Source organism: Variovorax sp. GW821-FHT09D05, from assembly GCF_059416325.1.
In genome coordinates, this window is the sequence record NZ_JBWKOZ010000007.1 from 65,545 (window position 1) to 90,509 (window position 24,965).

Annotated in this window: 23 protein-coding genes; 9 read left to right on the forward strand and 14 right to left on the reverse strand. The window is 65.1% G+C overall.

Annotation, left to right across the window (positions count from 1 at the left end):
* Positions 1 to 159: 159 nt before the first annotated feature.
* A complete protein-coding gene (locus tag AC07O3_RS19720) occupies positions 160 to 1,875 on the reverse strand; it encodes a class I SAM-dependent DNA methyltransferase (RefSeq protein ID WP_495340295.1) in 1,716 nt (571 codons plus the stop codon).
* A 456-nt stretch (positions 1,876 to 2,331) separates the two neighbouring features.
* Here AC07O3_RS19720 and AC07O3_RS19725 point away from each other — a divergent pair, with 456 nt between their 5' ends.
* From AC07O3_RS19725 to AC07O3_RS19735, 3 genes are read left to right on the forward strand one after another with little or no spacing between them, the layout of a single operon-like run.
* On the forward strand, positions 2,332 to 2,913 hold the full coding sequence (locus AC07O3_RS19725) for a TRAP transporter small permease (RefSeq protein ID WP_435462524.1): 582 nt from the start codon (positions 2,332 to 2,334) through the stop codon (positions 2,911 to 2,913).
* Entirely contained in the window at positions 2,910 to 4,208 is a 1,299-nt protein-coding gene (locus tag AC07O3_RS19730; protein WP_495340108.1) for a TRAP transporter large permease, read from the forward strand. Before AC07O3_RS19725 ends, AC07O3_RS19730 begins: the two co-directional genes overlap by 4 nt.
* 39 nt (positions 4,209 to 4,247) lie before the next feature.
* Positions 4,248 to 5,285: a DctP family TRAP transporter solute-binding subunit gene (locus AC07O3_RS19735; protein ID WP_258351315.1), complete on the forward strand. Its 1,038-nt coding sequence runs from the start codon at positions 4,248 to 4,250 to the stop codon at positions 5,283 to 5,285.
* A gap of 27 nt (positions 5,286 to 5,312) precedes the next feature.
* Here AC07O3_RS19735 and AC07O3_RS19740 read toward each other — a convergent pair whose 3' ends face one another.
* Positions 5,313 to 6,278 carry a GlxA family transcriptional regulator gene (locus AC07O3_RS19740; RefSeq protein WP_495340109.1) on the reverse strand — a complete coding sequence of 322 codons (966 nt, stop codon included), beginning with the start codon at positions 6,276 to 6,278 and terminating at the stop codon, positions 5,313 to 5,315.
* A gap of 108 nt (positions 6,279 to 6,386) precedes the next feature.
* Here AC07O3_RS19740 and AC07O3_RS19745 point away from each other — a divergent pair, with 108 nt between their 5' ends.
* The 4 genes from AC07O3_RS19745 to AC07O3_RS19760 all read left to right on the forward strand — a co-directional run bounded on the left by AC07O3_RS19745 (position 6,387) and on the right by AC07O3_RS19760 (position 10,657).
* Complete coding sequence (locus AC07O3_RS19745) at positions 6,387 to 7,217, forward strand: dienelactone hydrolase family protein (RefSeq protein WP_495340110.1); 831 nt, start codon at positions 6,387 to 6,389, stop codon at positions 7,215 to 7,217.
* A gap of 312 nt (positions 7,218 to 7,529) precedes the next feature.
* Positions 7,530 to 8,516 carry a nucleoside hydrolase gene (locus AC07O3_RS19750; RefSeq protein ID WP_371127393.1) on the forward strand — a complete coding sequence of 329 codons (987 nt, stop codon included), beginning with the start codon at positions 7,530 to 7,532 and terminating at the stop codon, positions 8,514 to 8,516.
* Positions 8,517 to 8,674: 158 nt separating this feature from the next.
* The gene (locus tag AC07O3_RS19755; protein WP_495340111.1) at positions 8,675 to 9,490 is read left to right on the forward strand and encodes a class I SAM-dependent methyltransferase; all 816 of its coding nucleotides are present in this window, start codon (positions 8,675 to 8,677) and stop codon (positions 9,488 to 9,490) included.
* 129 nt (positions 9,491 to 9,619) lie between these two features.
* Positions 9,620 to 10,657 carry an alpha/beta hydrolase family protein gene (locus tag AC07O3_RS19760; protein ID WP_495340112.1) on the forward strand — a complete coding sequence of 346 codons (1,038 nt, stop codon included), beginning with the start codon at positions 9,620 to 9,622 and terminating at the stop codon, positions 10,655 to 10,657.
* Positions 10,658 to 10,714: 57 nt separating this feature from the next.
* On the opposite strand, the gene AC07O3_RS19765 is transcribed toward AC07O3_RS19760, so the two are convergent.
* The 6 genes from AC07O3_RS19765 to AC07O3_RS19790 all read right to left on the reverse strand — a co-directional run bounded on the left by AC07O3_RS19765 (position 10,715) and on the right by AC07O3_RS19790 (position 16,707).
* Positions 10,715 to 11,452: an amino acid ABC transporter ATP-binding protein gene (locus AC07O3_RS19765; protein ID WP_093057334.1), complete on the reverse strand. Its 738-nt coding sequence runs from the start codon at positions 11,450 to 11,452 to the stop codon at positions 10,715 to 10,717.
* 43 nt (positions 11,453 to 11,495) lie between these two features.
* Positions 11,496 to 12,185: an amino acid ABC transporter permease gene (locus tag AC07O3_RS19770; protein ID WP_495340113.1), complete on the reverse strand. Its 690-nt coding sequence runs from the start codon at positions 12,183 to 12,185 to the stop codon at positions 11,496 to 11,498.
* A 1-nt stretch (position 12,186) separates the two neighbouring features.
* The gene (locus AC07O3_RS19775) at positions 12,187 to 12,918 is read right to left on the reverse strand and encodes an amino acid ABC transporter permease (protein ID WP_495340114.1); all 732 of its coding nucleotides are present in this window, start codon (positions 12,916 to 12,918) and stop codon (positions 12,187 to 12,189) included.
* 90 nt (positions 12,919 to 13,008) lie between these two features.
* Positions 13,009 to 13,908: an amino acid ABC transporter substrate-binding protein gene (locus AC07O3_RS19780; RefSeq protein ID WP_093057307.1), complete on the reverse strand. Its 900-nt coding sequence runs from the start codon at positions 13,906 to 13,908 to the stop codon at positions 13,009 to 13,011.
* Positions 13,909 to 14,076: 168 nt separating this feature from the next.
* Entirely contained in the window at positions 14,077 to 15,543 is a 1,467-nt protein-coding gene (locus tag AC07O3_RS19785; RefSeq protein ID WP_093057306.1) for an aspartate ammonia-lyase, read from the reverse strand.
* 174 nt (positions 15,544 to 15,717) lie between these two features.
* A complete protein-coding gene (locus tag AC07O3_RS19790) occupies positions 15,718 to 16,707 on the reverse strand; it encodes a LysR substrate-binding domain-containing protein (RefSeq protein WP_093057305.1) in 990 nt (329 codons plus the stop codon).
* A gap of 61 nt (positions 16,708 to 16,768) precedes the next feature.
* Between AC07O3_RS19790 and AC07O3_RS19795 the strand changes: the two genes are divergently transcribed.
* A complete protein-coding gene (locus AC07O3_RS19795; protein WP_495340115.1) occupies positions 16,769 to 18,211 on the forward strand; it encodes an amidase in 1,443 nt (480 codons plus the stop codon).
* A 4-nt stretch (positions 18,212 to 18,215) separates the two neighbouring features.
* On the opposite strand, the gene AC07O3_RS19800 is transcribed toward AC07O3_RS19795, so the two are convergent.
* Together AC07O3_RS19800 and AC07O3_RS19805 are read right to left on the reverse strand one after the other, a co-directional pair.
* On the reverse strand, positions 18,216 to 19,154 hold the full coding sequence (locus AC07O3_RS19800; protein WP_093057303.1) for a 2-hydroxyacid dehydrogenase: 939 nt from the start codon (positions 19,152 to 19,154) through the stop codon (positions 18,216 to 18,218).
* 42 nt (positions 19,155 to 19,196) lie between these two features.
* On the reverse strand, positions 19,197 to 21,029 hold the full coding sequence (locus AC07O3_RS19805; RefSeq protein ID WP_495340116.1) for an ABCB family ABC transporter ATP-binding protein/permease: 1,833 nt from the start codon (positions 21,027 to 21,029) through the stop codon (positions 19,197 to 19,199).
* Between the two features lie 41 nt (positions 21,030 to 21,070).
* Here AC07O3_RS19805 and AC07O3_RS19810 point away from each other — a divergent pair, with 41 nt between their 5' ends.
* On the forward strand, positions 21,071 to 21,496 hold the full coding sequence (locus AC07O3_RS19810) for an acyl-CoA thioesterase (protein ID WP_093057333.1): 426 nt from the start codon (positions 21,071 to 21,073) through the stop codon (positions 21,494 to 21,496).
* 15 nt (positions 21,497 to 21,511) lie between these two features.
* Here AC07O3_RS19810 and AC07O3_RS19815 read toward each other — a convergent pair whose 3' ends face one another.
* The 4 genes from AC07O3_RS19815 to AC07O3_RS19830 form a co-directional block, all read right to left on the reverse strand.
* Complete coding sequence (locus tag AC07O3_RS19815) at positions 21,512 to 22,618, reverse strand: ABC transporter substrate-binding protein (protein ID WP_093079425.1); 1,107 nt, start codon at positions 22,616 to 22,618, stop codon at positions 21,512 to 21,514.
* A 183-nt stretch (positions 22,619 to 22,801) separates the two neighbouring features.
* A complete protein-coding gene (locus tag AC07O3_RS19820; protein WP_093057301.1) occupies positions 22,802 to 23,566 on the reverse strand; it encodes an enoyl-CoA hydratase in 765 nt (254 codons plus the stop codon).
* Between the two features lie 38 nt (positions 23,567 to 23,604).
* Positions 23,605 to 24,198, reverse strand: a complete 594-nt coding sequence (locus AC07O3_RS19825; protein ID WP_495340117.1) for a 2-hydroxychromene-2-carboxylate isomerase — start codon at positions 24,196 to 24,198, stop codon at positions 23,605 to 23,607.
* Positions 24,199 to 24,215: 17 nt separating this feature from the next.
* A complete protein-coding gene (locus AC07O3_RS19830; protein WP_495340118.1) occupies positions 24,216 to 24,965 on the reverse strand; it encodes an SDR family oxidoreductase in 750 nt (249 codons plus the stop codon).

Below are 24,965 nucleotides of genomic sequence, written 5' to 3' on the forward strand. Positions count from 1 at the left end.
TCGCCACCGTATGTACGAAGCTTGCCCGACCGGAATCCGCCGTCTCGCTCAATCGATGCCAAACCGAGGAGAACCGGACCAGGCTGATCCAAGAGCTCACTGCGGTAAGTGTTGCCCCTTTGGAGATCAACGAATTGACCGACGGTCGCTTGGCTCCAGTCAAAGGCCATAGCCCAACCCCGCCAAGTTCTTCTTGATCTCGCCCTCCAACTTCGCGCTCTCCGCAAATTGCTCCGTCAGCTGTGCCGTCAGCTGTGCCATCTTATCGGCGAAGGCTTCGCCGTCATCTTCTTGCTCTTCGGCGCCCACGTAGCGCCCGGGCGTCAGTACGTGCTCGTGCTTGCGTACGTCGTCCAAGTTTGCCGAATAGCAGAAGCCTTTGACGTCTTCGTACCCCACACCCTGCTGCCACGCGTGAAAGGCATCCGCGATCTTCTGGATGTCCTCCCCTGTGAAGTCGCGCAGCACGCGGTCTTTCATGTAGCCCATCTGGCGGGCGTCGATGAAGAGGAACTGCCTACGCCGGTCGCGCTTCTTCTTGCTGAGGTTGTACCCGTTGGCCTTGTCGCGGGTGAGAAGCCAAATGCAGGCTGGAATCTGCGTATTGGTGAACAACTGGCCCGGCAGAGCCACCATGCATTCCATGTAATCCTCTTCCACCAGCCGTTTGCGGATCTCGCCTTCATTGTTGGTATTGCTGCTCATCGAGCCGTTGGCCAGCAGCAGGGCCATGCTGCCGGTGGGCGCCAAGTGGTACAGCATGTGCTGCAGCCAGGCGAAATTGGCGTTGCCCTGCGGCGGCGTGCCGGCCAGCCAACGCGGGTCATTGGCCAGCTTCTCGCTCCACCACTCCTTCATGTTGAAGGGCGGGTTGGCCATCACATAGTCGGCGCGCAAGTCGGGGTGCAGGTCGTTCTGCAGCGTATCGCCCGGGCCGCCGCCAAAGTTGAAGTCGATTCCGCGGATGGCCATGTTCATGGCCGCCAGCTTCCAGGTGGTAGGGTTGCTCTCCTGGCCGTAGACGCTGATCTGGCCACTGGCCTTATTGCCTTGGTCCTTGGCGCTCTTGCCGGCGTGCTGCTCGATGAAGTCTTCGCTTTGCACGAAGAAGCCACCCGAGCCCATGGCCGGGTCGTACACCCGGCCCTTGAAGGGCTGCAGCATGTTCACGATCAGACTGACGATGCTCTTAGGCGTGTAGTACTGGCCTCCCTTTTTGCCTTCGGCCAGCGCGAACTCGCCCAAAAAATACTCGTAGATGTGGCCCAGGATGTCTTTGGCCTGCAGGTTCAGCGGTTGGCCCTTGTACTCGGTGGCGTGGAAGTTCGTGTCCGAGAACAAGGCGATCAGGTCGGCCAGCTTGGCCGATGCCAGTTCAGTGCTGGCGAAGTTCTTGTTCAGCACGTTCTTGAGCTTGGCGTTCTCGCGCTCGATCGCTTCCATGGCGTTGTCGATTAGCCAGCCCACGCTTCGCATCTCTTCGGGCTCGTCCTTGCCGGGCTTGTTCCACGGCAGAGGAGACTTGGGTGGCAGTTGAGCGCAGCTCACCAGGGTCTGCCAGCGGGCTTCGACAGGCACCCAGAACACGTTCTTCTCGGTGTAGTAGTCGCGCACTTCCAGCTCGGTTGCGACGTTCGCCTCGTAGTCTTCGGGAAAGTCCGCCGGGTCCATGTAGTAGTCATGGAACGGGTCGCGAAACTGAGCCTCCAGCTGCTTCTTCCGCTCATCGAAGGCGTCAGACACATACTTGAGGAACAGCAGGCCGAGCGCGATGTGCTTGTACACGGCGGCGTCCAGGTTGGAGCGCAATTTGTCGGCGGATGTCCAGAGCTTTTTTTCTAGGTCGTTGAAAAATTGTTGTTCGACTTGGTTCATAAATCCATCCTTGCGGGTGCCCATTCAGCATTGCGGCACTTTCCGTGCATTCTGCCCGCCAAATCGCGCGGGTCGCGACCGCAGCCGACACCAGCCCTTCGGACTAATGCTAGTCCAGCGCTCGCCTCTCACGAAAACTCAGCGGTACGTCCCCGCACGTCCATCAGCAATCCGCCGCAGCGGTCGAACCACCAACCCCACAGCCGCACTCAACGTGCACAGGGCGTCGGGTACTCCCCGCAGCGAAATAAAGGAGGAGCCCGAAGGGCGGGGGACATTCGCGGAGGGGAGTACCCGGCGGCCTGTGCACACACCCCGGAAGTGCCTTTCCCAAGCCCCGCAGCTAAGGAAACCCCCGATACATGAGTGGTCATCGACCACCTAGCATCGAAGGCTGTTCCCTGTCGAGGTGTACCGGACGCGTCCCGCCGTTCGTGCCTCACTGACCATCCCGCGATGACAACTCCACCCGAGTCCGGCCCCACGCTGGACGCCGCCAGCCCCCTTCCCCCCGACATCGAAGCAGCAGACGAACCGACCAAGGTTCCCCTTGCCATCGAGGACTGGCTCACGGTCATCATCATGGGCGCGCTGGCGCTCATCACCTTTGCCAACGTCATCGTCCGCTACTTCACCGACTCGTCCTTCGCGTGGACCGAAGAGTTCTCGGTGTTCCTCATGATCATGCTGGCGCTGGTGGCCGGCTCGGCCGCTGTGGCGCGCGACCGGCACATCCGCATCGAATACTTTTCCGAAAGCGGCTCGATGGCGCGGCGCAAGCGGCTCGCGCAGTTCGGCGCGCTGACAATCGCCATTTTGTTCACGCTCATCGGCGCGCTCAGCATCCGCATGGTGTGGGACGACTTCCGCTTCGAGGAGACGACGCCGGGCATCGGGCTGCCCGCGTGGTGGTATTCGATCTGGCTGCCCATCGTGTCGTTCGCCATCGCATTGCGCGCGGTGGGCCTCATGATCCGGCGCGGACGCAAGACGAACTACGGCTCGGACACCAAAGAGAGCAAGGACGACGCCAAGTGATCGCCACCCTGCTCTTCGTTGCCTTCGTCGTGATGATGCTGGTGGGCGTGCCCATTGGCGCCGCGCTGGGCCTGGCAGGCGCCGCCTGCATCGCACTGGCCAACAGCGACGCCCAATGGTTCGGCCTGCTCGCCGTGCCGCAGAACTTCTATGCAGGTCTCGGCAAATATCCGCTGCTGGCCATTCCGATGTTCGTGCTGGTCGGCTCCATCTTCGACCGCTCGGGCGTGGCGCTGCGGCTCGTGAACTTTGCCATTGCCATCGTTGGGCGCGGCCCCGGCATGCTGCCGCTGGTGGCAATTGCGGTGGCGATGTTCCTCGGCGGCATCTCGGGCTCGGGCCCAGCCAATGCAGCCGCAGTGGGCGCGGTGATGATCGCGGCCATGTCGCGCGCCGGCTACCCCGCCGCCTTCTCGGCCAGCGTGGTGGGCGCTGCGGCGGCCACCGACATCCTGATTCCGCCTTCAGTCGCGTTCATCGTGTATTCGGTGCTGGTGCCCGGTGCTTCGGTGCCGGCGCTGTTCGCGGCCGGCATGATCCCCGGCGTGATGGCCGGCCTGGCGCTGATGATTCCGGCCGTGATGCTGGCGCGCAAGCACAAGATGGGTGCGCTCGAAGCCACGCTGCCGCGCCCGCCGTTCTGGAAGAGCTTTCGTGAAGCAACCTGGGGGCTGGCCGCGCCGGTGCTCATCCTCGGCGGCATGCGCGCGGGCTGGTTCACGCCGACCGAGGCTGCAGTAGTGGCGGTGTTCTACGGCCTCTTCGTGGGCATGTGCATCCACCGGACCATCAAGGTGCGCGACCTGTTCGTGATCTTGCGCGAGTCGGGCGAGCTTTCTGCCGTGATCCTGCTGGTGGTGTCACTGGCGGGCATCTTCGCGTATTCGCTGTCGACGCTGGGCGTGATCGATCCGGTGACGCGCGCCATCGTGAATTCGGGCCTTGGCGAGTACGGCATCCTGGCGCTGCTGATACTGCTGCTCATCACGGTCGGCATGTTCCTCGACGGCGTGTCGATCTTCCTGATCTTCGTGCCGCTGCTGCTGCCCATCGTGCAGTACTACAAGTGGGACCCGGTGTGGTTCGGCGTGATCCTCACGCTGAAGGTGGCGCTGGGGCAGTTCACGCCGCCGCTCGCGGTCAACCTGATGGTGTCGTGCCGCATCGCCAAGGTGCGCATGGAAGAAACCGTGCGCTGGGTGGGCTGGATGCTGTTCTCGATGTTCGTGGTGATGGTGCTGGTCATCATCTTTCCCGAACTCGCACTCTGGCTGCCGCGCAAGCTCGGCTACTGATTTTTGTCCCGTCTCAGAACCATAAGGAGAGCCCTCATCATGAAATTCCGCCGCACCCTTCTCGGCCTCGCCGCCGCAGCAACCGCCCTGGGCATGTTCTCGACCGGCGCCATGGCGCAAGCCGCCTACAAGCCCGAATACAAGATGTCGCTGGTACTCGGCCCGCCCACGCCCTGGGGCCAGGCCGGAAAGATCTGGGCCGACATGGTGAAGGAGCGCACCCAGGGTCGCATCAACATCAAGCTGTACCCCGGCGTGTCGCTCATTCAGGGCGACCAGACGCGCGAGTTCAGCGCGCTGCGCCAGGGCGTGATCGACATGGCCGTGGGCTCGACCATCAACTGGTCGCCGCAGGTCAAGCAGCTCAACCTGTTCTCCATGCCATTCCTGATGCCCGACTACGCGGCCATCGACGCGCTCACCCAAGGCGAAGTCGGCAAGGAAATGTTCAAGACGCTCGAGAAGGCCGGCGTAGTGCCGCTCGCGTGGGGCGAGAACGGCTACCGCGAAATCACCAACTCGAAGCGGGCGATCAAGTCGCCGGCCGACGTCAAGGGCATGAAGATCCGCGTGGTCGGCTCGCCCATCTACTCCGACATGTTCACCGCGCTCGGCGCCAACCCCACGCAGATGAGCTGGGCCGACGCACAGCCCGCACTCGCGAGCGGCGCGGTCGACGGACAGGAGAACCCGCTGTTCCTGTTCACCGTGCTCAAGATGCAGAACGTGGGCCAGAAATTCCTGACCGCCTGGGGCTACGTGGCCGACCCGCTGGTGTTCGTGGTGAACAAGGAAATCTGGGCATCGTGGACGCCGGCTGACCAGGCCATCGTGCGCCAGGCCGCCATCGATGCGGGCAAGGAAGAAATCGTCATCGCGCGCAAAGGCCTGATCGAAGCCGACAAGCCCCTGCTGAAGGAGATCGCGGGCATGGGCGTAACGGTGACCAGCCTCACGCCGGCCGAACGCGATGCCTTCGTGAAGGCGACGCGGCCGGTGTACGACAAGTGGAAGCCGACCGTGGGTGCCGACCTGGTGGCGAAGGCCGAGCAGGCGATTGCCGCGCGCAAGAAGTAAGAGCAGGCACGGCGCCGTGCGGGCGCATCAGCCGCGATAGCGGCTCGGGTTCGCGCCCGCCATCTTCTTCATCAGGCGCCGCAGCGCCGTGGCGTCCTGATAGCCCACGGCGCTTGCCACCTGCTCGACAGTCATCCGGCTCGACTCGAGCAGCGCGCGGGCGCGCCGCAAACGCACGCTTTGCACCAGCGCCTGCGTGCTCCTGCCGGTGGCCTTCTGGATGTGGCGCGACAGCGTGCGCTCCGACATGCAGAACTCGCGCGCCAACGCACTGACCGCGGGCGGATCGGGCAATGCCGATTCGACGCGTGCAGCCACCCGCGCCACAAGGTCGTTGCCGTTGGCCAGCACCTCCGGCACGATGAACGGTGCCTGCGCCTGACGCCCGTCGATCAGCAGCATGCGCGAGACAAGATCGGTGAGCGCGCTGCCGCAGCGCTCGCGCAGCAGATGCAGCATCAAATCAGTCTGCGCGAACGCGGCGCCGGCCGTGACCACGGGTCCGTCGGAACACACCATGCGGTCGACGTCGACGATGCAGCCCGGCGCCATCTGCTTGAGCAGCGCTGCGTACCACCATGAAGTCGTCGCGCGACGTCCCTGCAGCAGGCCCGCAGCATTCAGCAGGAACACCGCCGAGCACGAGGCCGCGACCTGCCCGCCGGCCTTCGCATGACGCACGAGGCCCGCAATGGCCTTGGCCGCGTCATCGCCGTCGAGGCAGCGCCGAATCTCGCCCGGCGTGTTGAGCCCCAGCCCCGGCACCACCCACGTCGAACGGTCGTCACGCACTCGAACGGGCAGGCGCGCGGTCTCCAGGCTCATGCCCGCTTGCAACCACACCGGGCCGCCCTGCACCGAGCACAGCCTCCAGCGCGGCGGCGCCACGCCGGCACGAGCGGCCACGGCCTGCGCGGCGCCCAGGATGTCGAGCGTGACCGCCACGCTGGAATTGAAGGCGCCGGGCAGCACCAGAACGGTGAAATCGTGCATGTCTGATTCAGCCCTGAAACGGTCAAATTTGACACTGCCATTCTGGCGACGCGGGCGGCCCAATACAAGCTCATCCGCTTTCCCCGTGCCGTCCACGGCCGCACTCACATGACACCGACCCGCTCCCTGAACGAAGACGATCCGCTCGACGACTTCACTCCGCGCCAGATCACGCTCGACGGCATCGAGAAGAAGGTCTACCTGATGGGCCAGGGCCCCGCCGTGATCGTGATGACCGAGATGCCTGGCATCAGCCCGCACGTGGCGCGCTTTGCACGTTGGGTGCGCGACGCGGGCTTCACCGTCTACATGCCTTCGCTGTTCGGCCGCGACGGCGCGGTGCCGCAGGCCGAGGAAGGCACCGCCGTGTTCAAGCGCGCCTGCGTGAGCGCGGAGTTTCGCGCCTTCGCATCGAACGCATCGAGCCCGGTGACGCAATGGCTGCGCGCGCTCGCGCGGCTGGCGCATGAGGAATGCGGCGGCCCGGGCGTGGGCGCGATCGGCATGTGCTTCACCGGCAACTTCGCGCTCTCGATGATGATGGAGCCGGCCATGCTCGCGCCGGTGGTGTGCCAGCCTTCGCTGCCGCTCGACGATCCGGCAGGCATGAACGTGGCGGCCGACGAACTCGCAGCCGTGCGCCAACGCCTGGAGCGCGAGGACCTGAGCGTGATGGCCTATCGCTTCGACGGCGACAGGTTCTGCAAGGCCGAGCGCTTTGCTGCGTTCTCTCAAGCACTGGGCGAGCGTTTTGTCGCACGCGTGCTGCCCGACGGCGCAGCCAACCCGAACACGCCGCCCTTCTTCGCGCAGGTGGTGGCCAGCCCGCACAGCGTGGTGACGGCGCACCTGATCGATGAGGCCGGGCAGCCGACGCTTGCTGCAAGGGACGAGATCCTGGCGTTCTTTGCGCTGCGGCTGCTGGATCGTCGGCGCTGAGCAAGCGGCGTTTTCACAACAGGCGGCCGACCTCTTCCTGGGCGTGTTTGCGCACTTTCCACTTCGGCCGCCCGCACGCGCTAACCCCTTGGTATGCGCACCGTTGCGAGCCCGTGCATCGCCACCGACAATGCACCCGCGATCCGATGCCGCGCCGCGAGATGCTCTGGCAGACTGACTTGCACAGCGCACTTCTTCGCGCAGCAAGGAGCCTCCTTCACCATGCATCTCAGGTCCACCGCATCGACCGTCGCAACAACACGGCCATCGCGCTTCGCGATCTTTTCGGTTCTTCTCGCAGCACTCGTTTTCTTGACCACCAGCTTCATCACCCCGAAGGCACATGCAGCCGATGCCACCGTGCACACGCTGATCATCGACACCGACCCCGGCGCCGACGACGTGATCGCGCTGCTGTTCGCCATGGCCTCGCCCGAGCAGTTGAAGATCCAGGCGCTGACCACCGTGGCCGGCAACGTGCAGCTCGCCAAGACCTCGCGCAATGCGCGCCTGGCGCGCGAGTGGGCGAAGCGGCCCGACATTCCGGTCTACGCCGGTGCGCCGCGGCCCCTGCTGCGCACGCCCATCTATGCAGCCGACATCCACGGCAGCGAAGGCATCACCGGCGTCAAGGTGCACGAGCCGAGCCAGCCGCTGGCCGATGGCAATGCGGTCGACTACCTGATCCGCACGCTGCGCGCGGCGCCCGAAAAAAGCGTGACACTCGCCATGCTCGGGCCCGAGACCAACCTCGCGCTGGCGCTGACACAGGCTCCCGACATCACGCGCGGCCTGCGCGAACTGGTGCTCATGGGCGGCGCGCATTTCAACGGCGGCAACATCACGCCGACTGCGGAGTTCAACGTGTTCGCCGATCCGCATGCGGCCGAGATCGTGCTCAAGAGCGGCGTGCCGATCACCATGCTGCCCCTAGACCTCACGCACAAGGTGCTGACCAGCCCCGAGCGCATTGCCAGGCTGCGCGGCATCGGCAACCAGGCAGGCAAGACGGTGGCCGACATCCTCGATGCCTATGTGCAGCACGACATGCAGTACTACGGCCTGCCCGGCGGCCCGGTGCACGACGCTACCGTGATCGCCTACCTGCTGCAGCCCTCGCTGTTCAGGGGCCGGAAGGTGAACGTGGAAGTCGACAGCCGCGAAGGGCTGGGCTTCGGCCAGACGGTGGTCGACTGGTACGGCGGTTTGAAGAAGCCCGCCAACGTGAACTGGATTGCCGAGGGGGATGCGCAGGGGTTCTTCGATCTGCTGACGCAGCGCATTTCCCGCCTGCCTTGAGCTGCATCGCCCCAGAACGACGTTGACGGCAGTGGCATGCGGAGCCACCATGGTGCACCGTCGCCAATGCCCAGCTAGGCGGCGGACTCGTCGGGGAGGCCTGCCCGCTCTGGAATAGGTGAGCAAACGCGCCATTTCAGGGCTTTCGAGGAGGTCTCATGGCTGAAAGCGACAAGGTATTCGCAGGCTCGATCCCGAAGTTCTACGACACGCTGATGGTCCCCCTCATCTTCGAGGCCTACGCCACCGACATGGCAGAGCTTGTTGCGGCCTCCTCGCCCGGCTCGGTGCTTGAAACGGCGGCCGGCAGCGGTGTGGTTACGCGGGCGCTTGCGCCAAAACTCGGCGCCGGCGCGCGCTACGTGGTAACCGACCTCAACCAGCCCATGCTCGACTATGCAGCCACCCGGCAGGGGCCCGATGGCCGTATCGAGTGGCGGCAGGCGGACGCGCTCGCCCTGCCGTTCGAAGATGCATCGTTCGACGTTGTTTGCTGCCAGTTCGGCGCGATGTTTTTCCCCAACCGGGTTGCCGGCTACGCCGAGGCGCGTCGCGTGCTGAGGCCGGGCGGGCGCTTTGTCTTCAGCGTGTGGGACCGCATCGAAGAGAACGCCTTTGCCGACGACGTCACGAACGCCGTCGCCACGGTGTTTCCGCATGACCCTCCGCGATTTCTCGCCCGCACGCCGCACGGCTATCACGACACCGCACTGATCCGCGATGATTTGAGCCGTGCAGGGTTCACCAACATCGGGATCGAGACGCGCGAGAAGCTGAGTCGCGCGCCCTCGGCACGCGACGTTGCCACCGCCTATTGCCAGGGAACGCCGCTGCGCAACGAAATCGAGGCGCGCGACGCCAGCCTGCTTCAGCTCGCTACGGAGCGCGCAACGGAGGCGATCGCCAGCCGCCATGGCAAAGAGGGCCCGGTGGCCGGCAAGATTCAGGCACATGTGATCGTGGCGGCGGGATAGCGGGGCTCCGGCGCGCGCTTCATCCGGTCATCTCGCGCCGCCTTTGGCGCACTTCATCGCATTCGCATGGAAGTTGCGCCGCGGCGCGGCAACCATGCGCACTCCATAACCATGTGATGGAGATCCGCGATGCGCACTGCCTTCTTCTTTCGCCAGACCCTGCTGCTTGCCTCGGGCCTGCTGCTGTCCTTCCAGCTCCTGGCCGCCCAGGCCGGCTGGCGGCAGCTGCGCATTCCGGGCGCCACGCCCGACGCCGCACCCACGGTGGTCGCGCTCTACTACCCGACGAAGGCGACGGAGCGCACGACGGCCATGGGCCCGTTCACGGTACAGGCGGCCATCCAGGCGCCGCCCGAGGACAAGTTCAAGGGATTGATCGTGCTGAGCCACGGTATCGGCGGCACCGAACTGGGCCACAGCAGCCTCGCCGAGGCCCTCGCGCGGGACGGCTACATGGTCGCGGCCCTTCGCCATCCCGGCGACAACTGGCAGGACGGGTCGCTGCTGCAGAAAGGCGGCAGCGTCTACTTCACCGAACGGCCGCGGCAGGTATCGCGCGTGATCGACGCCTTGCTGCAAGACCCGCAGTGGAAGGATCGCATCGCCAGCGACGCCCAGGGCTTTCGCATTGGCGCGGTGGGGCATTCGGCCGGCGGCTATACCGTGCTGGCACTGGCAGGTGGGCAGGTCGACCTGTCGCGCATTCGCAGGCACTGCGAGAGTGAGCGCGAGGCCGATCCAGTTTTTTGCGGCGTGGGCCGGAACGCCCCAACGACGGCCAGCCCACCTGCGGCATCGGTGCTGCCTTCGCTGCGCGACCCGCGGGTGCGTGCAGTCGTGCTGCTGGCGCCGGCGGGTGTTGTCTTCACGGCGTCTTCGCTGGCGGAGATCAGGATCCCGACGCAGATCTATGAGGCGGAGCTGGACCGGTTCCTCGTCCCGCGTTTTCACGCCGAATGGATTGCGCAGAACATGCCCCGCGCCGAACTCCACCGGGTTCCCAACGCCTGGCATTTCGCGTTCATGGACACCCCGGCCAGCGCCATTCCAAGCGACGACGGAGACATCAGGAACGACCCGCCGGGCTTCGATAGGAAGGCCTTCCTGGCGCAGTTGGGCCTTGAGATTCCGGCCTTCTTCGACAAGGCATTGCCCGGTCGAGAATGAAAAAAGCCACGCTGCAGAACAGCGTGGCTTTTGGCTTTCCTGCGCGGCAGCAGCGGATCAGTGCTGCAGGATCTTGTTCAGGAAGTCCTTGGTGCGCGGCTGGCGGTTTTCCGGGTGGCTGAAGAACTCGTCCTTCGGGCAGTCTTCCAGGATCTTGCCGCCCACGTCGATGAAGATCACGCGGCTCGCGACCTTGCGGGCGAAAGCCATTTCGTGCGTGACCACCATCATGGTCATGCCTTCCTTGGCCAGGCTCACCATCACGTCGAGCACTTCGCCGACCATCTCGGGGTCGAGTGCCGAGGTGGGTTCGTCGAACAGCATCACGATCGGGTCCATCGACAGCGCACGGGCAATGGCCACGCGTTGCTGCTGGCCGCCCGACAGCTGGCCCGGGAACTTGTCCTTGTGCGCCATCAGGCCCACGCGGTCGAGCATCTTCAGGCCACGGGTCTTGGCTTCATCGGGCGTGCGGCCCAGCACCTTGATCTGCGCGATCGTGAGGTTCTCGGTCACCGACAGGTGCGGGAACAGCTCGAAGTGCTGGAACACCATGCCGACCTTGGAGCGCAGCTTGGGCAGGTTGGTCTTGGGGTCGTGCAGCGGAATGCCGTTGACGGTGATCTCGCCCTTCTGGAAGGGCTCCAGCGCATTCACGGTCTTGATGAGGGTGGACTTGCCCGAGCCCGAAGGCCCGCACACCACCACCACGTCGCCCTTGGAAATGCTCACCGAACAATCGTTGAGCACCTGCACCGGGCCATACCACTTGGATACGTTCTTGATTTCAATCATTTTTTCGGACATTTCTTTCTCTCCGGTTCAGCCACTCAAACAATCAGCGAATGATGGCGATCTTCTTGTGCAGGCGCTTGACCAGCCAAGAGAGCGAATAACACAAAACGAAATACACGACGGCGGCCAACAGATAGGCCTCGACTGTTCGACCGTATTGCTTGCCGGCTGTGTCGAACCCCTTCAGCAAGTCGTAGGCGCCAATCGCATAGACCAGCGACGTATCCTGGAACAGGATGATGGTCTGGGTCAGCAGCACCGGCAGCATGTTGCGGAAGGCCTGCGGCAGCACGACCAAGCGCATGTTCTGGCCGTAGGTCATGCCGACCGCCTGGCCGGCATTCACCTGGCCGCGCGGGATCGACTGGATACCGGCGCGCATGATCTCGCTGAAGTAGGCAGCTTCGAAAGCCACGAAGGTGATCACGGCTGAGATTTCGGAACGGTAGTTGGCCCCCCAAGCACCGAACAACGAATAGAACGAAGCCGGCATTAGCAGGAAGAACCACAGGATCACCATCACCAGCGGAATGCTGCGCATACCGTTGACATAAATGGCCGCAGGCGTATCGAGCCACTTCTTGCCCGACAGTCGCATGAGCGCCAAGAAGGTGCCAAGGATCACACCGCCGATCGTGGCCACCACTGTCAGCATGACGCTGAAGTAGAAGCCCTTCAGCACGAAATTCTTGATGATGTCCCAGTTGTAAAAGGATAGGTCGAGTTCAGCCATGTCAATGTCCTCCGCCGCCAGCGCTGGCCGAAACAATGAAGCCAGGAACTCGTGTCTTCTTCTCAATGAAGGCCATGATCCGATTGACCAGCAGGGCCGAGATCACATAGAGAACTGTCACCGCAAGGTAGACCTCCACACCACGCGAGGTTTCTTCCTGCACCTGCATCGCGTATGCGGTGAGTTCGCCCACCGACACAGCGAATGCCACTGACGAGTTCTTGAAGATGTTCATCGTCTCGCTTGTGAGAGGCGGAAGAATGATCCGATAGGCCATCGGCAGGATCACGTAGCGGTAGTACTGGTAGGTGGTGAAACCCACCGCCATCCCTGCATAACGCTGCCCCTTGGGCAGTGCCTGGATGCCTGATCGAACCTGTTCGGCAATACGCGCTGACGTGAAGAAGCCCAGTGCCAGCACCACGAGCGTGAAACTAGGGACTGACTTCATGGGCGGAATCAAGGCTGGGACCACGTGGTACCAGAGGAAGATCTGCACCAGCAGCGGAATGTTGCGGAACAGTTCAACCCATGCATTACCCAGACGAACCAGCCAGGGACTGTCGGGAAGTGTGCGGATGATGCCGATCAAGGAACCGACCACAAGCGCAACAACCAGCGCCAGCAACGCCGTTGACAGCATCCAACCCCAGGCCGACAGCAGCCACTGCCAATAAGTTGGATATTCACCGCCAGGATCGTTGAAGAATACCTGCCAATCCCAGTTGCCCATTTTCTTACTCCTTCAGCTCTTCGAAAACCAGTCCCTTGAAAAGAAACGCCCACCGCGAAAGGTGGGCGTCATCACGCAGCGACGCGGCGCTTATTCCTTGGTGACGTAGTCTTCAGCAGGCTTGTCGTTCGGGTTGGCCCAAGCGTTCTTGGTGGCTTCGCCCAGCGGCAGGCCGATGGTCACGCCTGCGGGCGGAATCGGCTTGAGGAACCACTTGTCGTACAGCTTGGCGAGTTCGCCAGACTTGGCCTGTGCCTTGATGCTGTCGTCCACGGCCTTCTTGAAGGCGGCGTCGTCCTTGCGGATCATGATGGCGATGGGCTCGACGGCCAGCACGTCGGACAGGATCTTGTAGTCCTTGGGCGACTTCGACTTGGCGGCCAGTGCAGCCAGGATCGAGCCGTCCATCACGAAGGCGTCGGCGCGGCCGGTTTCGAGCAGCAGGAAGCTGTCGGAGTGGTCCTTGCCGTAGACCTCCTTGAAGGTCAGGTTCTCGGCGCGCTTTTGCTTGCGCACGGTCTGCAGCGGCGTGGTGCCGGTGGTGGTTGCAACCGTCTTGTCCTTCAGGTCGGCCAGCGAGTTGATGCCCGAGTTGGCCTTGACGACGATCTTGGTTTCTTCGACGTAGGTGGTCACGCCGAAAGCCACGTCCTTCTGGCGGGTGGCGTTGTTGGTGGTCGAGCCGCACTCGATGTCCACGGTGCCGTTCTGCACGAGCGGAATGCGGTTCTGCGAGGTCACGGGCTGGTACTTGACTTCGAGCTTCTTGCCGGCGGCCTTCTCGAGGTCCTTGATGATGTTGGCGCAGACGTCGTAGTGGAAGCCCGTGTATTGGCCATTGCCCAGTGTGTACGACAGGCCCGACGATTCACGCACGCCTTCGGTGATGACACCGGAAGCCTTGATCTTGGCCAGCGTGTCATTGGCTTGCGCCATCGCGCCGCCAGCGGCCAGTGCCGCGACTGCCAATGCCAATACTTGTTTTTTCATACGGAAAACTCCTGAGGGTGACTGAAACAGATACAACTAAATTCTAGACATTTACATTTTGCGTGATACCCGGACCAACCCGGTGCATACACACACACACTGCACCGGGCATGCGCATGGCAGCGCCAGCCTGGTGCGATCCTGCCTCCTGGCATTGTCCGACTTTCACTAAGCAGCCTTTATGCCCGAAGCCTGGCCCGAAGGCTCGGCAGCCGGCGGAACCGGTGCGGCCGACAGGCGCACCGGCTGCGTCAGGTTCTCGGGCACGAGCAGGGCCTCCATCTCGGCGCGCGTCATGATGCCCAGCGATTCGGCCACCAGGTCGATCGGCCCGCCGGTGGCGAGCGCGGTCTTGGCGATGAGCGCGGCCTTTTCGTAGCCGATGAGCGGGTTGAGCGCCGTGACCAGCGTGACCGATTCGCGCACCCTCTTCGCAAGGAACTCGCGGTTGGCCTCGATGCCGTCGACGCAGTTCACCTGCAGCGTGATGCAGGCCCGGCTCAGGTGCTGGATGCTCTTGAACAGGCTCCAGCCCATGATCGGCTCGAAGGCGTTGAGCTGCAGCTGGCCGGCCTCGGAGGCCATCGTCACGGTGACGTCGTTGCCGATGACCTCGAAGGCCACCTGGTTCATGACTTCCGGAATCACCGGATTGACCTTGCCCGGCATGATCGACGAGCCCGCCTGCCGCGCCGGCAGCCGGATTTCGCCGAAGCCGGCCTGCGGGCCGCTGGACAGCAGGCGCAGGTCGTTGCAGGTCTTGCTGAGCTTGGTCGCCACGCGCTTGAGCACGCCCGACAGCTGCACGAAGGCGCCCGTGTCCTGCGTGGCCTCGATGAGGTTGGCCGCCTGCTTGAGCGGCACGCCGGTCTGCTCGGCGAGGTACTGGCAGGCCAGGTTCGCGTAGCCGTGCGGCGCGTTGATGCCGGTGCCGATGGCGGTGGCGCCGAGGTTGATTTCTTCGATGAGCGCGCGGGCCTCGCCAAGGCGGGCCTCGTCTTCCCCGATCATGATCGCGTAGGTCAGGAACTCCTGGCCCAGCGTCATCGGCACCGCGTCTTGCAGCTGGGTGCGGCCGATCTTGAGGATGTCCTTGAACTCGAGCGCCTTGGCCTCGAAGCTGCGACGCAGGGTGGCCATCGATTCGAGCAGCCGGCCGATGGCGAACCACAGCGCCAGCCGCACTGCCGTGGGGTACACGTCGTTGGTGCTCTGCGAGGCGTTGACGTGGTCGTTGGGATGCAGCACGTCGTAGCGCGCCTTCTCGTGGCCCAGCTTTTCGAGCGCGAGGTTGCAGATGACCTCGTTGGCGTTCATGTTGGTCGAGGTGCCCGCGCCGCCCTGGATGACGTCGACCACGAACTCGTCGAGCAGCTTGCCGTCGATGATGTCCTCGCAGGCCAGGATGATGGCCGCCGCGCGGTCGCGGTCGATGGCGCCGAGGTCGGCATTGGCGCGCGTGGCGGCCTTCTTCACGTAGGCCAGCGCTCGCACCAGGTCGGGCATGGCCGAGATGCGCGTGCCGGAGATGGGGAAGTTCTCGACCGCACGCGCCGTGTGCACGCCCCAGTAGGCGACGGCAGGGATCTGCTTGTCGCCGAGGAAGTCGTGTTCAGTCCTGAAATTGGGGCTCATACAGGTTCCTCGGCTTAAAAAAAAGCACGCGCAGGGCGCGTGCCGGAGATGTTGCTGTGACAGCGACTAAAAGCAGCCGCGACTGTAGAGGCGCCGGGTTCGGGGCGCCAATGCCGTTTGCGGGGAGTCCTATGCGCGGCATTTATAGATTGTGCGGTGCACAAATCTCCGTTGTCAGCGGTGCGGCTGGGTGCCGACCAGGTAAGACCATAGCGCATCGGCGGTGCGTTTGGGTTGCAGGCTGTCAGCGGCCGCGGCCTTGCTGGCGGCACGGCTGGCGCCGGCCTTGACCGGCACCGGCGCACCGGGCCGCTCGCGGTAGGCGCGGATTTCCATGGTCGCCTCGAGGCTGTCGATTTCGGGCGGCAGCGCGCTCACGAGCTTGCGCGCCTTGATCTCCTTGCGCACCGCGCTCTGCGGCAGGAAGGCGATGCCGTGGCCTTCGAGCGCCATGACCTTCAGGCCCTCGGCCATGTCGGTCTCGTAAACGCGGTCGAGGTGGATGGCAGTGCCCGACTCCTTCAGCAGCTGGTCGACCACGCGGCCCAGGTAGGCGCCGGGCGCATAGCCCAGGTAGGGCAGCGGCTGGCCGGGACGCCCCGGCAGCCGGTAGCGCGGCGCGCCTTCGGCATCGGCCTTGACCCAGGGGGCCACGGTTTCCTCGCCGAGACTGACCATCTCGTACTTGTTGGCATCGAGCTGCAGCGGCTGCGAGGGGTGGTGGTAGGCGATCAGCAGGTCGCAGCTGCCTTCGACCAGCCGCAGCACCGCGTCGTGCACGTTGAGCGCGATGAGGCGGCTCTTGATCGGCCCGAAGTGCTCGCGCAGGCTGGTCACCCACGAGGGGAAGAAGGTGAAGGCCAGCGTGTGCGGCACGGCGATCTCGATCACATCCTGCCCGGCGGCCGAGTGCCCGCGCAGCATGGCGCGGGTGCTCTGCAGCGATTGCAGCATCTCGATGGCCTGGCTGTAGAGCGTCTGGCCCGCTGGCGTGAGCCGTGTGGGGTAGGAGCTGCGGTCTACCAGGTCGGTGCCGGCCCAGCCTTCGAGCGCCTGGATGCGGCGGGAAAACGCCGGCTGGGTCACATGCCTCAATTGAGCCGAGCGGCTGAAGCTGCGGGTTTCCGCCAAACTGATGAAGTCTTCGAGCCACTTGGTTTCCATACGCGGCGATTATGCGAGCGCCGCGCCATACTGGGCGCCCCCTCCTTTTCCCGCACTCGCCATGCCTTCAGCCGACCTGCTCGAACTCAGCGCCACCGAACTCTCCCGCCGCATCGCCGCGCGCGACGTGTCTTGCCGCGAGGTGATGCAGGCCTCGCTGGCCCGCATCGAGGCGCTGAACCCGCGCTTCAACGCCATCGTGTCGCTGCGCGATCCGGCGCAATTGCTGGTCGAGGCCGATGAACGCGACACCGAGCTGGCGCGAGGCGACCGGCGCGGCTGGATGCATGGCTTTCCGCTGGCAGTGAAAGACCTGAGCCATGCCGCCGGCCTGCCGACCTCGATGGGCTCGCCGCTGTCACCGCATTCGCCGGCGCGCACCGACAGCCTGCACGTGGCCCGCGCCAGGGCGGCCGGCGCCGTTGTCATCGGCAAGACCAACACGCCCGAGTTCGGGCTCGGCTCGCACACCTACAACACGGTGTTCGGCATCACGCGCAACGCCTATGCACCCGAGCGCAGCGCGGGCGGCAGCAGCGGCGGTGCGGCCGTGGCGCTGGCCCTGGGCATGCTGCCCGTGGCGGACGGCAGCGACATGATGGGATCGCTGCGCAACCCGGCCGCCTTCAACAACGTGATCGGCATGCGGCCATCGCGCGGGCGCGTGCCGGGCAACCCCGACGAGGAACTGTTCTTCCAGCAACTGGGCTGCGAAGGCCCGATGGCGCGCACGGTGGAAGACGCGGCGCGGCTGCTGGCCGTGCAGGCGGGCTTCGACACGCGCGTGCCGCTGTCGTCGCCGCACGCCCTGCCCTCGCCCGACGCGCTGCAGCTGGACGGCGACGGCAAGGGTCTGCGCATCGGCTGGCTCGGCAGCATCTGGCCCGACCTGCCGCTGGCCCCCGGCATCCGCGAGCTGGGTGAGAAGGCGCTCGGCACCTTCCGCACCATCGGCTGCGAAGTCGAGCCCTGCACGCTCGACGTGCCGCGCGAGCACAACTGGAGCGCGTGGCTGCGGTTGAGGCAACTGCTGGTGGGCGGCAAGCTCGGCGCCTACCTCAGCGACCCGAAGCTGTTCGGGCAGCTCAAGCCCGAGGCCCAATGGGAAATCGAGCAGAGCCGGCACCTCGATGCGGCTTCGCTGTACCAGGCATCGGTGTACCGCTCGAACGTGTACCGCGCGTTCCTGAAGCTGTTCGAACGTTTCGACTTCGTGCTGGCACCGACGGCGCAGGTGTTTCCGTTCGATGCCGAGTTGCACTGGCCTGCCGAGGTGAACGGTGTGAAGAGCGACACGTACCACCGCTGGATGGAGATCGTCACGCCGTTCACGCTGGCAGGGCTGCCGACGCTGAATGTGCGCGCCGGCTTCGGCGAAGGCGGGCTGCCGATGGGGCTGCAGCTGGCGGGGCCGATCCATGCGGACCTCGACGTGCTGCGGCTCGGGCATGCCTATGACCAGGCCTGCGGCTGGGCGGCGTACCGCCCCTCCGCGTTGGGCTGAGGCCTCAGATCGGCGTCAACACGCCGCGCCCCGCGAAGTGCCCTTCGGCATTCGCGAGGAAATGGTCCACCGACTTCTGCGTCGCCTCGGGCGACCAGCCGGCCATGTGCGGCGTCAGCAGCACGTTGTCGAGGCCGACCAGCGGCTCGGGCCGCTTCGGCTCGCTCTCGTACACGTCGACGCCGGCCCCGGCGATGCGGTTCTCGCGCAATGCGGCCGCCAGCGCCTCGGTGTCGACCACGCTGCCGCGCCCGATGCTCACCAGGTAGCCCTGCGGCCCCAGCGCGTCGAGCACTTCGGCATTGACCAGATGCTTGGTCGCGGGCCCGCCCGGTGCGGCCAGCACCAGGAAGTCGGCCCACGCGGCCAGCGACTTCAGGTCGTCGAAGTAGCGCTGCGTTGCGCCTTCGCGCGGCTTGCGGTTGTGATAGCCGACCTCCATGTCGAAGGCCGCCGCCCGCTTCGCGATCTTCTGGCCGATGGTGCCCAGCCCCAGGATGCCCAGCTTCTTGCCCGACACGTTCGGCGGCTGCGGAATGGCTTCGCGCCACACGCCTTCGCGGCACAACCGGTCGAGCTTGCGGAACTCGCGCACGATGCTGATCAGCAGGCCGAAGGCGTGGTCGGCCACGCAGTCGTCGTTGGTGCCCGCGCCGTTGGCCGTCGCGATGCCGCGAGCGCGCGTCACTTCAAGCGGCACGCCTTCGTAGCCCGCGCCCATGCAGCAGATCAGCTCCAGCGCCGGCATCGCCGCGATTTCCTCGGGCGTGATGCCGATGACGCCTATGGTCAGCACCGCGCGAAACTTCTTGCCGTGCTCGGCGATGGCGGCCGCGCGCAGGGCGGGGTCGAAGGCGTAGGTCATGTCATAGACCTCGGCAATCTGGGCCTGGTGGGCACTCGAGAGGCCGCTGAGCACCAGCAGGGGAATCTTGGTCGACACGTCTGAACTCCTGAGATCGATAAAAAGGAATGGATGATCGCGCTACATCAATGGAGTTGCTTCGCTCTTCTGCAAAGCCCACATCTGGGCGTAGCGGCCCTGCTTCGCGAGCAGCTCGGCATGCGTGCCGCGCTCGACGATCACGCCCGACTCCAGCACCAGGATCTCGTGCGCGTCGACCACCGTCGACAGGCGGTGCGCGATGACCAGCGTGGTCTTGTCCTGCGCGGCGCTCTTCAGCTCGGACTGGATGGCGCGCTCGTTGGCCGAGTCGAGCGCCGAGGTGGCCTCATCGAAGATCACGATCGGAGGGTTCTTCAGCAGTGTGCGTGCAATGGCCACGCGCTGCTTCTCGCCGCCAGATAGCTTGAGGCCGCGCTCGCCCACGGTCGTTTCATAGCCCTTGGGCGTGGCCACGATGAAGTCGTGGATGCGCGCGGCGCGTGCGGCGGCCTCCACTTCTTCGCGGCTCGCCCCCGGGCGGCCGTAGGCGATGTTGTATTCGACCGTGTCGTTGAACAGCACCGTGTCCTGCGGGACGATGCCGATGGCGCGGCGCACGCTTGACTGGGTCACTTCGCGGATGTCTTCCCCGCCGATGGTGATGCGGCCGTGCTGCACGTCGTAGAAGCGGTACAGCAGCCGCGCGAGCGTGGACTTTCCCGAGCCCGAGGGCCCGACCACCGCCACCGTCTTGCCGGCGGGAATCTCGAAGCTCACGTGCTTGAGGATCGGGCGCGCGGCCTCGTAGGCAAAGCTCACGTCCTCGAAGCGCACGGTGGCGTCGGCGCCGGCCAGCGGCTGCGCGCCCGGCGCATCGCGCACCTCGCGCTCTTTTTCCATCAGCACGAACATCTTGTCGAGGTCGGTCAGGCTCTGCTTGATCTCGCGGTAGATCACGCCCAGGAAGTTCAGCGGAATGTAGAGCTGGATCATGAAGGCGTTGACCATCACCAGGTCGCCCAGCGTCATGCGCCCTTCGACCACGCCCGAGGTGGCGCGCCACAGCATCAGCACCAGGCTCACTGCAATCAGAAGTTGCTGCCCGGTGTTGAGCATGCTCAGCGTGCGCTGGCTCTTGATGGCGGCCTTGCGATAGCGGTCGAGGCTGGCGTCGTAGCGGCCGGCCTCGAAGTCTTCGTTGTTGAAGTACTTGACGGTTTCGTAGTTCAGCAGCGAATCGACCGCGCGGCTCTGCGCCACCGAGTCGAGCTCGTTCATGGTCTTGCGGAACTGCGTGCGCCACTCGGTCACCGTCACGGTGAAGGTGATGTACAGCACCAGCGCCGCCGCCGTGATCCAGACGAACAGCGAATCGAACTTCACGCCCAGGATGGTGAGCACCAGCACCAGCTCGATGATGGTCGGCACGATGCTGTAGAGCGACATCGAGATGAGCGAGTGCACGCCGCGCGTGCCGCGCTCGATGTCGCGCGTCATGCCGCCGGTCTGGCGCTCCAGGTGGAAACGCAGGCTCAGCGCGTGCAGGTGACGGAACACCTCCAGCGCGATCTGCCGGGCCGTGCCTTCGGTGGCCTTGGCGAAGATCAGCTCGCGCAGTTCGCCGAACAGCGAGGTCGAGAAACGCAGCAGGCCGTAAGCCAGCAGCAGGCCGATGGGCACGATGAGCAGCGCCTGCGCCATGTCCGGCTTGGGCGTCATCGTGTCGACCAGGTTCTTCAGCAGCACCGGCACGCCGACGTTGGCCACCTTGGCGCCCACCATGAAGGCCAGCGCCGCGGCCACCCGCCACTTGTACTGCCAGAGGTAGGGAAACAGGCGGCGCAGCGTCGCCCAGTCGGAACGGTCGCTGCGCTCCGGCGGGTGGCCGGAGACGGAGTGGGAGGGGGGAAGGGCTTCGCCGCTGCGGCGCATGGGAGACAATCGTGGTTGCTTGTTTGTTCCAGATTGTGCCCATGTCAGATACTTCCAGCGCTGCCGCTGCCGCCATCCTCAAGAGCCTGCCCACCGACATGGAGCTGGTGCTCAAGGTCATTCCGATGCCGGCCGACTGCAACGCCAACGGCGACATCTTCGGCGGCTGGGTCATGGCGCAGTGCGACCTGGCCGGCTCGGTGATCCCCGCGCGCTACGCCAAGGGCCGCCAGGCCACGGTGGCGGTGAACGAATTCATCTTCAAGCAGCCGGTGCGGCTGGGCGACATCCTGTCGTTCTATTCGAAGCTGGTGCGCATCGGGCGCACCTCGGTCACGGTGACGGTCGAGGTGTTTGCCGAGCGCTTCCGGGCGCAGGGCGAATACATCAAGGTGACGCAGGCCACGTTCACCTATGTGGCCATCGACGACAACGGCCGCCCACGGCCCATCGAACAGCAGCCCTGAGCAACGCCCCCGGGCTCAGACGCCCGGGTCGCGCACGCGCTCGAAGCGTTCGAATTCGCGGTTGACCCAGCGCCCGTCGCGCCGCTCGACGCGGCGGATGTACACGGTCTGCACGATGTCCCGGGTGTGGGCGTCAATCTCTACCGGGCCGCGCGGGCTGTCGAGCTTCACGCCCCGGAACGCATCCACCAGCCGCTCCCCGACCACGCCGCCGCGCGCCACGGGCGAGCTCATCGCCGCATCGATGGCGGCAAGCGCATCGTGGGCCGCGACCGCGAAATACCCCGGGCGCAGATGGCTGCCGTACTCCGTCTCGAAGATGCCCGTGAAGCGGCGGTTGGCCGGCGATTCGTGGGCGAACGAATAGTGGTGGCTGGTGACGAGACCATCGGCCAGCTCCCCGATGCCTTCCAGGTAGTGGTCGTCGGTGGCGTCGCCGGTGGCCAGCAGGCGGATGCCCGTGTCGGCCATGCCACGGTCGCGCCAGAACTTGAGGAAGGTGGCCGGCATCTGCCCCGAGGGCAGGAAGAAGAACACCGCCTGCGGCTTGAGTTCGCGCAGCCGCAGCATGTAGGCCGAGTAGTCGAGCGTGTTCAGCGGCACCCGCAGCATCGCGCCGACCCGGCCGCCGCCCGCGGTGATGCCCGAGACAAAGGCGCTTTCGGCATCGACGCCCGAGGCGTAGTCGGCCACCACGGTGCAGACGTCGCGCAACCCCTGCTGGAGCGCCCATCGCGCCAGCGGCAGCGTGACCTGGCCGATGGTGAAGGACACCCGTACCGCAAACGGGCAGCGCGCCGTGATGCCCGAAGAGGCAGCATTCATCACCACCAGGGGCAGCCTGGCCTGCGTGGCGACGGTACCGACGGCGTAGGCGTTGGAGCTGAAATCCAGGCCCGCCAGCATGTCGACGCGCTCGCTTTCGACGAGGTCTTGCGCATGGCGGCGTGCCTGCTCGGGCGCGCTGCCGGGTACATCGCGCCGCAGCAGCTCGACCGGCCGGCCAGCGATGTTCTGGTTGTGCGCCGCCAGCCAGACGGCCATGCCGGCATCGAACTGCCGCCCGCCGCCCGCGTAAGGGCCGGACCATGAGCCGATGACGCCGATGCGCAGCGGTCGCACACGCGCCAAGGCCAGCGAAGGCGCTGCCAAGGCACCCGCCAGCAAGCCGAAAGTACGCCGGCGCGTGAAGTCGATTGCTACTTTTTCAGTAGCATCATTCGCCCGCTGGACGGGCGTTGTGAGCGTTCTTGTCTCTGAAACTTGCACGGCGGCCAGTGTACGCGTGCAAGCCCCGAAAACGCATCAGACCTTGGAGAAGTCCGGCTTGCGTTTCTCCATGAAAGCACCGAAAGCCTCGCGTGCCGCCGGCTCGCGCAGCATGCGACCGAAGCTCGCGCCCTCCTCACCCATGCGTTCGAGCACGGCGGGCATCTGCGCCTTCTTCAGCAGACGCTTGGTTTCCACCAGCGCACTCAGCGGCTTGGCGGCCAGCTTGCGAGCCTGCGTCTGCGCGATGGCGTTCGCTTCGGTCGGCGGCACCACGCGGTTGACCAGGCCCACTTCGAGCGCGGCCTCCGCCATGAAGGGTTCGCCGAGCAGCAGCGCCTCGGCCGCGCGGTGGTAGCCCAGCATCTGCGGCACCAGCAGGCTCGACGCTGCCTCGGGGCACAGGCCAAGGTTCACGAAGGGCATCGAGAAAGCGGCGTTGTCACCCGCATAGACGAGGTCGCAATGGAACAGCATCGTGGTGCCGATGCCCACAGCCGGGCCGCACACAGCCGCAACGATCGGCTTGGGGAAGGTCGCGATGCCGCGCAGGAAGCGGAACACCGGCGACTCTTCCGTCGACGGCGGGCCGTTGAGGAAGTCGCCGATGTCGTTGCCTGCGCTGAAGATCGTCGGGTCGCCCTGGATCAGCACGCAGCGCACGGCCGCTTCGCTTTCGGCTGTAGCCAGCGCGTCGGCCAGCTCGGCATACATGGCGCTGGTGATGGAGTTCTTCTTGTCGACGCGGTTGAAGGTGATGGTCATCACACCGGCTTCGGTGTGGACGAGGATGTCGCTCATGGGTGGTAGTCCTTGGATGAAAAAGATTGGCGCCGCGGTCAGGCGCAAAGGGCTTCGCGAACGAAATCGAGGCGGTCTTGCCCCCAGAACATCTCGCTGCCGACGAACATGGTGGGAGCGCCGAACACGCCGCGCTCCACGGCTTCCTGCGTGACGGCCTTGAGGCGGTCCTTGGTTTCCTGAGCACCGGCCAGCGCAAGCAGGCCCGCGGCGTCGAAGCCCGCATTTTGCAAGACGGCACCGACGGTTGCCGGGTCGTTGAGGTTCTTCGGATCGACCCACATCGCGTGGAAAACCGCATCGACGTACGCATCGAAACGCGCCGGCTCCTTCATCTGGACGCCCGTGGCGCCGCGCATCAGCAGCAGCGTGTTGATCGGGAAGTGGGGGTTGTGCACGAAGGGCACGCCGTAGCGCTTGGCAAAGCGCTTCAGGTCGGTCGTCATGTACGGGGCCTTGGGCTTGATCTCGGCGGGCGAATGATTGCCGGTGGCCTGGAACACGCCGCCCAGCAGCATGGGTTTCCACACCAGCTCGGCGCCTGTGTCGGCGCAGATGTGCGGCAACTGCGTTGCCGCCAGGTAGGCGGCGGGGCTGCCGAAGTCGAAATAGAAGTCGACGGATTTCGCCATGGGGTTGTCTCCTTCTCTCAGAATTTCTCGGACCACGGCCGCAGGTCGAGTTCGTGCGTCCACGCGTCACGAGGCTGCGAATGCAGCATCCAGTAGCTGTCGGCAATGTGCTCCGGGTTCAGGATGCCGTCGCTCTCCTTCAACGCATAGCGCTCGGGGAAATTGCTGCGGATGAATTCAGTGTCGATAGCGCCATCGACCACAACGTGCGCAACGTGAATGCCCTGTGGCCCAAGCTCGCGTGCCATTGACTGTGCGAGCGCACGCAAAGCCATCTTCGCGCCCGAAAAAGCGCCGAAGTTGGCCGCTCCACGCAGTGATGCCGTCGCACCCGTGAAGATGATCGTGCCGCGATGCCCGCCCTTCGGCAGTTCGCGCGCCACCATCCGCTTCGCCACTTCGCGTCCATTGAGAAAGCCCGAGAAGCAGGCCATCTCCCACACCTTGAAGTACTTGCGTGCGGTCTCGTTCAGGATGCTCTCGGGCACGTTGGCGCCGATGTTGAACACCATCACCTCGATCGGCCCGATGGTCGATTCGATCTGCTCGACGAGCGCGACCACCTCCTCTTCCTTGCGCGCATCACAGGCGAAGGCGTGCGCACGGCCGCCGTCGGCCTCGATCTGCGCGACCAGCGGCTGCAGCTTGTCGAGGCTGCGGCGCGTGACGCAGGTGGCAAAACCTTCGCGCGCGAAACGGCGGGCAATGGCACCGCCAGTGGCATCGCCGGCACCGACGACGAGTGCGGCTTTCTGCAGGGTGGTCAT